The sequence below is a fragment of the Micromonospora sp. DT43 genome (assembly GCF_049841645.1).
GTDB lineage: Bacteria > Actinomycetota > Actinomycetes > Mycobacteriales > Micromonosporaceae > Micromonospora.
In genome coordinates, this window is sequence record NZ_JBNCKR010000003.1 from 736,883 (window position 1) to 749,008 (window position 12,126).

The window sequence follows — 12,126 nt, forward strand, 5'->3', positions numbered from 1 at the left end:
GGGGACCACGCCGTACGGACCGGGCCTGATTGACCTTGTTGCTCGGGACCGTCACGCTGTGCCACGGCGTACCTCGACGCCACACGGGAGGAGAATGATGACTGACGGGCAGCGAAGCCCCACCAGCGACGGTCAGATCGTGGTGTCCGGTCTGACGAAGCAATACAAGAACGTGCGGGCGGTGAACAACCTGTCCTTCACCGTGGCACCGGGGCGGGTGACCGGCTTCCTCGGCCCGAACGGCGCCGGCAAGACCACCACGCTGCGCATGCTGCTGAACCTGGTCACGCCGACCGGGGGCACGGCCACCATCAGCGGCCGGCGCTACGCCGACCTCACCGACCCGCTGCGGCATGTCGGCGCGATCCTGGAGGCGTCCAGCGCGCACAAGGGCCGCACCGGCATCAACCACCTGCGCGTGATCTGCGCGGCTGCCGGTCTGCCCCGTTCGCGGGCCGACGAGGCGTTGGAGCTGGTCGGGTTGACCCCGGCGGCGAAGCGCAAGTTCAAGGGCTACTCGCTGGGCATGAAGCAGCGGCTCGGTATCGCCGCCGCGATGCTCGGTGACCCCCGGGTGCTGATCCTCGACGAGCCGGCCAACGGGCTGGACCCGGAGGGCATCCGGTGGATGCGCGGGTTCCTCAAGAACCTCGCCCACGAGGGCCGCACGGTGCTGGTCTCCAGCCACCTGCTGTCGGAGATGCAGTTGCTCGCCGACGACGTGGTGATCATCGCGGCTGGGCAGCTCGTCCGGCAGGGTCCGGTCGAGCAGGTGCTCGGTTCGATGGCGCAGGGCGCCCAGGTGCGGGTCCGCACCCCGCAGGCCGAGGCGCTGACCACCGCACTGAAGGCACAGTCGGCCACCGTCACCACCGACGAGCAGGGTGTCCTGCTGGTCTCCGGGGTGGACGCCCCGACGATCGGCCGGGCCGCCCTGGCCGCCGGCGTCGAGCTGCACGAACTGACCACCGAACGGCCCGATCTGGAACGGGTCTTCCTGGAGCTGACGGCCGGAAAGGCGGGCATCCGATGAACCTCGTCCGATCCGAGCTACTCAAGATCCGTACCACCAACACCTGGTGGATCTTCGCGCTGATCAGCCTGCCGCTCTGGGCGCTCACGCTGCTCATCAACTGGTTGCAGGCCGATGCCCTGACCAGCACCAGCCCCGCCGACGTGGGCGACCAGGCCGCCCAGTTCGAGGCCGCGGCCACTCCGGACGCGCTCGCGTCGAACCTCTTCACCACCGGGCAGTTCTTCGGCCTGCTGATCATCATGCTGCTCGGCATCATCGTGGTGACAAGCGAGTTCTTCCACCAGACGGTCACCACCACGTTCCTGACCAACCCGCACCGCACCGCCGTGATGATCGCCAAGCTGGTCGCGGCGGGTGTGCTGGCGCTGCTGTTCTGGCTGGTCACCACCGTGTTCAACCTGATCGCCGGCTCGGCGGTGCTCAGCGCCGTCGGAGTGGACTCCCAGTTGGGCAACGACGCCGCCTGGCGGGCGATCGGGTTGAACCTGCTCGCGTACCTGCTGTGGGCGGTGTTCGGTGTCGGCATCGGCGTGCTGATCCGCAGCCAGATCGGCGCCACAGTGACCGGCATCCTGCTCTACCTGGGCGGCTCGATCGGTGCCATCTTCGTGATCGCCATCCTGGCCGACAGGTGGGGCGACTGGATCAACAACCTGCAACTGCTGGTGCCGTCGCTCGCCTCGTCGCTGATGGTCACCGGGACCGACATCCCCGGCAACCCGCCGCGCTGGGCGGGCGCCGCCGTGCTCATCGGGTACGCGGTGGTCACCGGCCTCGTCGGCAGCCTGCTGCTGCGCCGGCGCGACATTTCCTGATCGACGGAGCTCCGGGGTGGCGACGGCACGGTCGTCACCCCGGATCGCCCGTCACCCGCCCGGGCAGCCTCGCCCGCCGCTGATCGGAACGCAGTGCGTGACAGGCGGGTCGGACTCCTGATCGGCGGGGATGTGTCCGGTCAAGCCGGTGGTGGTCATGCTCGCGACCATCGCTACCGCCACGTAGAACAGCACCATCCCGCCGAGCGCCCCGGCGAAGTGCCGCCGCCAGACCGCCTCCCCGGCCAGCACGGCGAGCAGCAGCCCGAGCACCGGAAGCACCGCGTTGAGCAGGAGCCCGGTCGTCAGCACGGCGTCCGTTGTCGCGCCGAACGCCTGCGCGTCGTCGGCGCTCGGCGTGTACGGCCTGGAAACGCGCCGGATCACGCCCACCAGCAGTAGGAACGGCACCCCGTAGAGCCAGGCGAAGAAGAGCCCGCCGAGGCCGGCCCGTTTCACGAGCGACCCAGGTACGCGGCGGCGCAGACCCCGACGCCGAGCGCCGCGGAGGTGGTGCCGGCGAGCACCGCCGAGGGGATGACGCGGACGACAAGCGCGGCCACCAGCGCCGTCACGCCCAACAGCCCGAGCAGCACCGGCGCACCCCACACCAGCCCGACGAACACCAGCGACTCGCCCGGCGACAGGCAACTGAACCAGGCCGCGCAGTCGTCCCGCGGCGCGCTCGGCACACTCGTCGTGCCCACCGCCAGGGCCGCGATCGCGGTGACGTACCAACCGGACGCCACCGCCATGCTCCGGCCGTAGCGCCCCCGTACCCCGTGTCGATCCATGCGCCCGATCCTCGCCGGCAGCGGGAACCCGCACATCCGCACCCGTACTCAGTTGTGCGTTACCAGTCGATGATCGGCCGCGCAGGGGTTGCTGAACTTCTGGCATCTTCTGTGAAACCGGCCACCCGACCGAGGCGGAAATGCCTGGGGGATCTGTACGGCGTAGCCTGGGAGTCGTCCTGTCCGTGGTCCATCAACTGGACGCGACGGACACCGCGTGACACACAAACCCGCGTGAAAGAGGCGATTACCGGCCGTGTCGACCCAGCAGACTTCGCAGGAGAACCCACTGGCGGGTTTCGGCCCGAACGAGTGGATCGTCGAGGAGATGTACCAGCGGTACCTCGCCGACCCAACGAGCGTCGATTCGGCCTGGCACGACTTCTTCGCCGACTACCGACCGGCGCCCGGCGCCGGCACACCGCGCGGAGCGGAGACGTCGGGCAAGCCAGCCGCCGCGCCCGAGCCGGACGGCCAGCCGGAGGCCGCGGCCACGGTCAGCCAGCCGAGCGCCCCGGCTAAGCCGAGCGCCCCGGCTAAGCCGAGCGCCGCCAGCAAGCCCGCCGCCGCGCCGTCGGCGCCGGCCAAGGCCGCGCCAGCGCCCGCGAAGGCCACCCCGGACAAGGCCGCACCGGCCAAGCCGGCCGCGAAGGCCGCCGCGCCCACCGCCGACGGCCCGCAGACCACCCCGCTGCGGGGTGTCGCCGCGAAGATCGTCCAGAACATGGACGCCTCCCTGAGCGTGCCCACCGCGACAAGCGTCCGCGCGGTCCCGGCGAAGCTGCTTGTCGACAACCGCATCGTGATCAACAACCACCTCGCCCGGGGGCGCGGTGGCAAGGTCAGCTTCACCCACCTGGTCGGCTACGCGATGGTGCGGGCGCTGGTCCAGCACCCCGAGATGAACAACTCGTTCGCCGAGGCCAACGGCAAGCCCGCAGTGGTCCGCCCGGCGCACGTCAACCTCGGCATCGCCATCGACCTGGCCAAGCCGGACGGCACCCGCAACCTGGTGGTCCCCTCCATCAAGGGCTGCGAGCAGATGGACTTCCGGCAGTTCTGGCAGGCGTACGAGGACGTGGTCCGGCGGGCGCGGCGCAACGAGCTGACCATGGAGGACTACTCCGGGACCACGATCTCACTCACCAACCCGGGCGGCATCGGCACGGTGCACTCCATGCCGCGGCTCATGCAGGGCCAGAGCGCGATCATCGGCGTGGGCGCGATGGAGTACCCGGCCCCCTACCAGGGCATGTCCGAGGCCACCCTCGCCGAGCTGGCCGTCAGCAAGATCATCACGCTGACCAGCACGTACGACCACCGGATCATCCAGGGCGCGCAGTCCGGCGAGTTCCTCAAGGTCATGCACGAGCTGATCCTGGGCGAGCACAACTTCTACGACCAGATCTTCACCTCGCTGCGCATCCCGTACGAGCCGGTGCGCTGGGTGCGCGACGTCGCCGTCAACTCCGAGGGTCAGATCAACAAGACCGCCCGGGTGCACGAGCTGATCCACGCGTACCGCGTGCGCGGTCACCTGATGGCCGACACCGACCCGCTGGAATTCACCATCCGCAAGCACCCCGACCTGGACGTCCTCCAGCACGGGCTGACCCTGTGGGACCTGGACCGCGAGTTCCCGGTCAACGGCTTCGCCGGCCGTCAGCGGATGAAGCTGCGCGAGATCCTCGGCGTGCTGCGCGACTCGTACTGCCGCCGCGTCGGCATCGAGTACATGCACATCCAGGACCCGGAGGAGCGGCGCTGGATCCAGGAACGGATCGAGCGCAAGTACGAGAAGCCGTCCGCGGACGAGCAGAAGCACGTGCTCAACCGGCTCAACGCCGCCGAGGCGTTCGAGACCTTCCTGCAGACCAAGTACGTCGGCCAGAAGCGCTTCTCGCTGGAGGGTGGCGAGTCGCTGATCCCGCTGCTGGGCGAGGTGCTGGAGTCCTCTGCCGAGAGCGGGCTGGACGAGGTCGTCATCGGCATGGCCCACCGGGGCCGACTCAACGTGCTGGCAAACATCGTCGGCAAGCCGTACGAGAAGATCTTCTCGGAGTTCGAGGGTCACCTCGACCCGCGCTCGACGCAGGGCTCCGGCGACGTGAAGTACCACCTGGGTCAGAACGGCAAGTTCACCACCCCGGACGGCGAGCACGTCGTCAAGGTGTCGCTGGTGGCGAACCCGTCGCACCTGGAGGCCGTCGACCCCGTGCTGGAGGGCATCGTCCGGGCCAAGCAGGACCGGATCGACCTCAAGCTGGAGGGCTACACCGTGCTGCCGCTGGCGGTGCACGGTGACGCCGCGTTCGCCGGGCAGGGTGTGGTCGCCGAGACGCTCAACCTGTCGCAGCTGCGCGGCTACCGCACCGGCGGCACCGTGCACGTCGTGGTCAACAACCAGGTCGGCTTCACCACCGCCCCGGAGTACAGCCGGTCCAGCCTCTACAGCACCGACGTGGCCCGGATGATCCAGGCGCCGATCTTCCACGTGAACGGCGACGACCCGGAGGCCGTGGTCCGGGTCGCCCGGCTGGCTTTTGAATACCGGCAGGCGTTCAACAAGGACGTCGTGATCGACATGGTCTGCTACCGCCGGCGCGGCCACAACGAGGGCGACGACCCGTCGATGTCCAACCCTCAGATGTACAAGATCATTGACTCGAAGCGTTCGGTGCGCAAGCTCTACACCGAGGAGCTGATCGGTCGCGGCGACATCACCGTGGAGGACGCGGAGGAGCTGCTGCGCGACTACCAGGCGCAGCTGGAGAAGGTCTTCAAGGCCACCCGGGACGCCGCCGCAGCCCCACGCCAGCTCAACCGCCCCCGCCGCGAGGAGGAGCCGGAGCCGGCTGTCGACACCGCCACCGACGCCTCCGTGGTGAAGGCCATCGGCGAGGCACACACCAACCTGCCGGAGGGCTTCACTCCGCACAAGCGGATCCAGCAGCTGCTCGACCGCCGGGCCAAGATGTCCGTCGAGGGCAACATCGACTGGGGCTTCGGCGAGATCATCGCGTTCGGGGCGCTGCTGCACGACGGGGTCACCGTCCGGCTCGCCGGGCAGGACTCGCGGCGCGGCACCTTCGTCCAGCGGCACGCGTCGGTGGTCGACTCCCGCACCGGCGAGGACTACCTGCCGTTGAAGTCGCTCACCGGTGACGGCGAGCGCTCCCGGTTCTTCGTGCACGACTCGCTGCTCAGCGAGTACGCGGCGATGGGCTTCGAGTACGGCTACTCGGTGGAGAACGTCAACGCGCTCGTCGCCTGGGAGGCCCAGTTCGGCGACTTCGTCAACGGCGCCCAGTCGGTGATCGACGAGTTCATCTCCTCCGGCGAGGTGAAATGGGGTCAGCGTTCTGCGGTGACCCTGCTGCTCCCGCACGGCCACGAGGGCCAGGGCCCGGACCACACCTCCGGTCGCCCGGAGCGGTTCCTGCAGATGTGCGCCGAGGACAACATGCGGGTGTCCATCCCGACGACGCCGGCGAACTACTTCCACCTGCTGCGGCGCCAGGCCCTGTCGCCGAAGCGCAAGCCGCTCGTGGTGTTCACGCCGAAGTCGCTGCTGCGGCACAAGCTCTGCGTCTCCTCGGTGGAGGACTTCACCACCGGCACCTTCCAGCCGGTGCTGCGCGACACCGCGGCCCCGGCGCCCGAGTCGGTGAAGCGGGTGCTGCTCTGCTCCGGCAAGGTCTACTACGACCTGTTCCAGGCCCGGCAGGAGCGCGGCGTCACCGACACCGCGATCATCCGCATCGAGCAGCTGTACCCGCTGCCGGTGGAGGAGATCCGGGCCGCCCTCGCGCAGTTCCCGAACGCGGAGGACTTCGCCTGGGTGCAGGAGGAGCCGGCCAACCAGGGCGCCTGGTCGTTCGTCGCGCTCAACCTGCTGGAGCACCTCACCGACGTCCGGCTGCGGCGGATCTCCCGCCCGGCCGCGGCGGCCCCGGCGGTCGGCTCGGCCAAGACCCACGAGGTCGAGCAGACCGCGCTCATCGAGGCGGCACTCCCCCGCCCGTGACCTGACCGCAGCGGCCCGTCCCTCCACCGGGGGCGGGCCGCTGTCGTACGACGAGAGGACGACCGTGTACTTCACCGACCGTGGCATTGAGGAGCTGGTCGAGCGTCGGGGCGACGAGCAGGTGACCCTGGAGTGGCTGGGCGAGCGCCTGCGCGACTTCGTCGACCTGAACCCGGAGTTCGAGACGCCGGTCGAGCGGTTCGCCACCTGGCTGGCCCGCCTCGACGACAAGGACGATGAATAACCCTTCGCGTCCCACCGCAGCGGCCCTACTCGGGCTGACGGGCGTCAACGACATGCGGGAGGTGCTGGCCCGCCGCGACGCCGGCGACCCGGCCCGCAACCACGGCAGCGGTGACCGGCTGATCTCGCCGGCCGGCGCCGAAGGTCGCGGTGCTCGTGGTCGGCACATACGAGGAGCCGGAGAACGCCCGCTAGACCCGGGACGTGCTCGACGCCGACAACTGAGGCGGGCGCTCCGCTCCGCAGTCGTACGGCACCGGGAAGGCGCAACAGGCGGAACGAAACCGCCTGCCGCGTCTTCCCGGTGGCCGCCCCGGCGCGGTGGCCCATCTTCTCAAAGGCGAGCTGGCGCGAAGAAGATCTCTCTCCTCGCCAGACCTACAAATCAACCCCTGACAGTTCCTGGGCCCCTGATCTCAATCGACCAGACATCCCCACTTCCGCCCTCGCCGATCAATTCCTGCCGCTCTTCATGAACATGAACAAAAGAGCTGGTTCCATCTACGCGATAGCGAGTGAACTCGCCTTCCACCCCCTCGCGCACAATCTGCCCCCCCCGCATCGCGAGAGCCTGTGCGAACAAATCGGCATCGACCGAGGCGGCAAGTTGTCCGTAACGATCCCGCAACGCCGCCGGGATGATGCGAGTCCCTCCACTTGGTAGACGGTGAACTTGGATCGCCATTCCGAAGCACAACCACCCGGAGCCGCTTCTATTGAACTGGAACTCAACCAGGCCGTAATCGCGGCGCATCCGCCCTCTGCGTGCGTCGTCTACAAAATCCCGGCCCAGCGCATTCTGGATCTCGTCGGCGGTGGATCCCGGACCTACTCCGAGGATTGATCCAGACCGCGCTGCGTCTACATAAAACGCGAGATCGATCAACCCATTCTCTCCAAAGCCTTCATCAAGAAATACATCTCGGCCGCGCGGTTGCTGCTCATTCCCCACTCGCCGCTGTTCATGCTGCCCATCGCACTCCGGGCCTTATTGGCTAGGTCAGCCCGAAGCTGCGGGTTGCGCTGAAGTTCAGCAAGCGCCCGCTGCACATCCTCTGCGGTGGCAGTGCCCGAACTCAATCGGATCGGCTCAGCGCCGATACCGCCGTTTCCGTCCGGGAAAATACGTACCTCGTGGTTGCCGATGTGCATGTGCGCCCCCTTGGTGCCCCAATCCTGCGCCGACGGCGAGACCCGGATGGGCCCTCCACAGTTGTGCACAAGCACCGGTGTGGGGCCAGCGAGCACATAGTACGTGTGCAGGTCGGCGACGGTGAGGTTGTGCACCGACGTGGTCGCTACACGGGTGGATGTTGCGGTGACCGTCACCTGGGTGCCGTTCTGGGTGAGGACGGTCGAGTCTGCGGTCAAGAGCTCGGCAGGCAGCCACTCCTTTTGGGAGGGGCTCCAGAACGGGTGGCCGGGGGTGGTGGTGATGGTTTCTGGGTCGGTGTCGGGGTCGTTGTCGTCGTCAATGGCGAGGTCGATCAGGTGTTTGATGCCGGAACTGCTGATCGTGGCGGTCACCGGCTTGGGCGCCGTGCGCCGCGCGACGGGGTCGGTAGCCATGACGGTGTCGCCGACGTCCACGTCCTCGATGTTCTTGGTGCGTCCGCCAGTGAGGAGCACGCGTGTGCCAGGGGTGAAACTGTTGGGCACGGGACAAACGTCATTCTTGCGAAGCTTGTCGATCAAGTTTTTGATGTTGCGGAATTTGTCTGAGTTCTTCCATGCTTTGCCGGCGGTGCCGGCGGCGCCGACAAAGGGTATGGCGGAGAATCCGCTGAGCAGGCCGCCGACGTAGTCTCCACGGGCGAAGGAGATCGTGGCGTCGATGACGTCGCAGGCTTCGCCGACGCCGGGGACGAGCCCGCAGGCCATCAGCGTGAACTGCAGCATGTCCATGAGGACGTCTTCGTTCTCACCGATGAGCTGTTTGAGGTCGCCGACCATGGCGCAGCCAGTGGACGAGACGTCCGTCGGTGACTTGCACTTCTCTTTGTCGATGAGGGCCTGGGCGAAGTCCTTGAAGACCGCGCCGCATTCCTTGGACACCGAGGACAGTTCGATGGCCAAGCAGCCCCAGGTCTTGTGGTTCTCGAGGGCAGTGCCGTTGCCATCAGGGCCGCTGCCCGGTTCGGTGCTGCGTCGTTTCTGTTCTTCCTCCTTGAGCCGCTGGAGGTAGGTCTGGGTGGCCTCCTTCGCGGCCTGCGCGGCGGCGGCGGCGTCCAAGCCGGCGGCTTCGGCGGAGGCACGAGCGTCTCGTTTGGCTTGGAACGCGGCCCGGGCGTCGGCCTGGGCGCGTTCGGCGGCCGCAGTCGCGGTGGCCGCGGAGCGGGCGGCGCTGTCGGCGCTGGCCCGGGCCCGGTTCGCGGCGCTGCGGGCGGTCACGGCCGACGCGGCCGCCTGGTCCGCCGAGCGCTTCGCGTCGTCCGCGGACGCCTTCGCCTTGTTGGCGAACGTGATCGCCTGCGCGGCGGCGTTGTCCGCCCGCACCTTGGCGGCGTTGGCCTCGTTGGCGTAGCCCTGAGCCCGCTTCGCCGCCTCGACCGCCCGGTCGGCGTCCTCCAGTGCTGTCTGCGCGTACTGCTGCGCCTCGGCGATCAGCTTCTTCACCGTGGCCACGTGCGCGGCCTGTTCCTGGTCACGCTGCATGGCGTCGAACTGCCCGGTGCTCAGGAAGTACGACAGCTGCGACGGCGGACCGGCCAACGCGACCTTCGCCGCGGCCTGGACCTCCGGGCCCCCGGTGTCCATCACCCGGTAGACGTCGAGGCGCTCATCGGCCGAGCGCGCCGTGTACTGCCCGCTGCGGAGGAACTGGTGCAGCTCCGCCGCCGTCCCGGCCAGCGCGCGCTCGGTCGCGGCCTTGAGGTTCACCCCCGTGGCGGCGTCCGCCAGGATCTGATAGGCCCGCTGCCGGTCCTTGGTGATCTTCCCCGCATAGTTGCGGGTCCGCAGGAACGTCTCGACCGCCGCGTCGTCGCCGGTCAGGGCCGTCTGCGCGGCAGTGCGCTCCGGACTGTCGGGCAGCGTGTCCACCAGCCGCCACAACCGCGCCCGGTCGTCCTGACCGGCCGCGGACCGCCGACCCTCGGACAACCACACGCGCATCTCGGCCTCGTCGCCGGCCAACGCGTCCCGGGCGGCCTGTCTGGTCCAGTCACCACCGGTCGTCAGAAGCGCCAACGCCGCCCTACGGCCCCGGTCGAGGACCGTCGCGGTGTCCGCGCCAGCAGCGCCCGCCTCCGCCAGCAGCGTCTTCGTCGCGGCGTCGATCCGGTCCTGCTCGGCGGTGTCCCACAACAACGACCGGTTCCACGCCGCCAGCTCACCACCGGCGGCCAGCGACTCCTGCTCGGCCTGCAACGCCGTCTGAGCCTGCTGCACCCCCTGCTCGGTCCACTCCGCCAACCGCGACTCGTCCTCGGTACGAGCCATCTCCTCCAGCTGGACCGCCTGGTTCGCCGCGCTCACCGCGACGTTCGCCGCGTCCACCGCAGCCTGCGCGTGCTTCGCCGACTCCGCTGCGGAGAACTGCGCCCGATCCGCCGCGTCCGCCGCCGCCAACGCCTGCGTCACCGCGGTATCCGCATGCTGCGCCGCCGACTGCGCCAACGCGAACGCCTGGTCCGAGGCCTCCTTCGCCTGTCGCGCCAGCGCCTCGGCCCGACCAGCCGCCCGATCCGCCGACCCCGCCGCAGCCCGCGCCGCAGCAGCCGCGTTACGCGCCCGCTGCGCCTGCTGCGCCGACACCCCGGACTGCCGACCCGCCTCATCCGCGGCCACACCCGCAGCCGCCGCGTTCCCGCTCGCCGCCTTCGCCGCCGCAGCCGCCGCCGACGCCTTCGCCAACGCCCGGTCCCGCTCCGCCTTCACCTGCGCCAGCTCCTGGGCCCGAGCCGCAGCGTCCCGCGCCGCCTCGGCCGCCTCCCGCGCCAACCGCGCATCGCCGGCGTTCAACCGCGCCGACGCCGCCGCCTTCTGCGCCCGGGACGCTGCCTGCGCCGTCAACGCCGCCGCCGTCGTCGCCTTCCGCGCCGCGTCCGCCGCCACCCGCGCCGCGCGCATCGCCGCGTTCGACGCCGCCACCGCGTCCCGCGCCGCCTCGGCCGCACCGTCAGCGGCATCCGCCGCCCGGCCAGCCGCGGCCGATGCCTTCCGCGCATCGCCCCCCGCGGCCTTGGCCTCCGCCTCCGCTGCCTGCGCCGCCTTCTTCGCCTCGGCCGCCGCGTTGCCCGCCCGCGTCGAGGTCTCCTCCGCCGCCAACGCCTCCCGCGCCGTGACCTCGGAAGCCTGCTTCGCCTGCTCCGTCAGACTCCGGATCGACGCCAACTCCGCATCCCGCGCCCGGGCCACGAACTGACCCCACCGCAGGAACTCCTTCAGCTCCTCCGGCGAGCCGCCCAACGCCGCCTGCGCCGCCGAATCCAACATCGCGCCGCTGTTGTTCGGCCCTCCGGCCAACATCCGCGTCGCCGCCAACCGATCGTCGGCATGCTCCGCCGCCGCACGCCCCGACACCAGGAACTCATCGATTTGATCAGCACCACCGTCGAGGGCACGCTGCGCCGCCGTCCGAACCGTGACACCACCGGACTCCAGGACCCGGTAGACCCGCAACCGCTCATCGGCATCCCACGCCGACTGGAAACCATCGTTGAGGAATACCTGGAGTTCCTCGCGCGGCTTTTCCAACACGGCCAGGGCCCCCGCCCGCAACGCCGGCCCGTCCATTCCCGCTAGCGCCTGCACGGCTGCTTGCTCATCCGCCCGCTGTGCGGCATTGAACCCGGTCTCGTAGTAGGCCCGAACGTCCTGTTCGGAACCTAACAGCGCCGTCTCCGCCGCACGCCGGACCGACGGCCCGCCTTGGACCAGGTCCAAGACCGCCAGGTCACGGATCTCCGCGACGGTGAGTCCGTCATCGACGTCGGCGTGTGCCGGCACACCGGTGCCGGCCACCTGAACCGCCAACGCCAGCACCAGACCGGCGGCGACTGCCCGGAATCCTCGTCGGACAATCCGACGACCACGCGATGACACCGTCACAGGCGACGATGCGACCATCACAAACCCCCATGAAAAGGACAGACAAGAAGCCAAGTCGGCCCAACACAGAGGGACATGTGGTCGACAGACCCGGCGGCAGATACAGCGCTGGACCCCAGGCCAGGACCCGAGCGAAGTGAAGGAAGACGGACCGGAGAG

8 protein-coding genes are annotated in these 12,126 nt (G+C 69.4%); 4 read left to right on the plus strand and 4 right to left on the minus strand.

What is annotated here, in order from left to right:
- The first annotated feature begins 97 nt into the window (after positions 1–97).
- The gene (locus ACLQ26_RS11155; RefSeq protein ID WP_425744336.1) at positions 98–1,033 is read left to right on the plus strand and encodes an ABC transporter ATP-binding protein; all 936 of its coding nucleotides are present in this window, start codon (positions 98–100) and stop codon (positions 1,031–1,033) included.
- Positions 1,030–1,851 carry an ABC transporter permease gene (locus tag ACLQ26_RS11160; protein WP_393300392.1) on the plus strand — a complete coding sequence of 274 codons (822 nt, stop codon included), beginning with the start codon at positions 1,030–1,032 and terminating at the stop codon, positions 1,849–1,851. The genes ACLQ26_RS11155 and ACLQ26_RS11160 overlap by 4 nt, the downstream gene beginning before the upstream one ends.
- Positions 1,852–1,902: 51 nt before the next feature.
- Here ACLQ26_RS11160 and ACLQ26_RS11165 read toward each other — a convergent pair whose 3' ends face one another.
- Positions 1,903–2,310 carry a hypothetical protein gene (locus ACLQ26_RS11165; protein WP_425744337.1) on the minus strand — a complete coding sequence of 136 codons (408 nt, stop codon included), beginning with the start codon at positions 2,308–2,310 and terminating at the stop codon, positions 1,903–1,905.
- Positions 2,307–2,645, minus strand: a complete 339-nt coding sequence (locus ACLQ26_RS11170; protein ID WP_425744338.1) for a hypothetical protein — start codon at positions 2,643–2,645, stop codon at positions 2,307–2,309. Before ACLQ26_RS11170 ends, ACLQ26_RS11165 begins: the two co-directional genes overlap by 4 nt.
- Positions 2,646–2,901: 256 nt before the next feature.
- Here ACLQ26_RS11170 and ACLQ26_RS11175 point away from each other — a divergent pair, with 256 nt between their 5' ends.
- Both ACLQ26_RS11175 and ACLQ26_RS11180 read left to right on the plus strand, forming a co-directional pair.
- Positions 2,902–6,672 carry a multifunctional oxoglutarate decarboxylase/oxoglutarate dehydrogenase thiamine pyrophosphate-binding subunit/dihydrolipoyllysine-residue succinyltransferase subunit gene (locus tag ACLQ26_RS11175; protein ID WP_425744339.1) on the plus strand — a complete coding sequence of 1,257 codons (3,771 nt, stop codon included), beginning with the start codon at positions 2,902–2,904 and terminating at the stop codon, positions 6,670–6,672.
- Between the two features lie 64 nt (positions 6,673–6,736).
- Complete coding sequence (locus ACLQ26_RS11180; protein WP_425744340.1) at positions 6,737–6,916, plus strand: DUF6104 family protein; 180 nt, start codon at positions 6,737–6,739, stop codon at positions 6,914–6,916.
- A gap of 384 nt (positions 6,917–7,300) precedes the next feature.
- Here the strand turns inward: ACLQ26_RS11180 and ACLQ26_RS11185 are convergent, their stop codons facing one another.
- The gene (locus ACLQ26_RS11185; protein ID WP_425744341.1) at positions 7,301–7,801 is read right to left on the minus strand and encodes a hypothetical protein; all 501 of its coding nucleotides are present in this window, start codon (positions 7,799–7,801) and stop codon (positions 7,301–7,303) included.
- Positions 7,798–11,892, minus strand: coding sequence for a polymorphic toxin-type HINT domain-containing protein (locus ACLQ26_RS11190; RefSeq protein ID WP_425744342.1), 4,095 nt, complete (start codon positions 11,890–11,892; stop codon positions 7,798–7,800). Before ACLQ26_RS11190 ends, ACLQ26_RS11185 begins: the two co-directional genes overlap by 4 nt.
- Positions 11,893–12,126 lie beyond the last annotated feature (234 nt).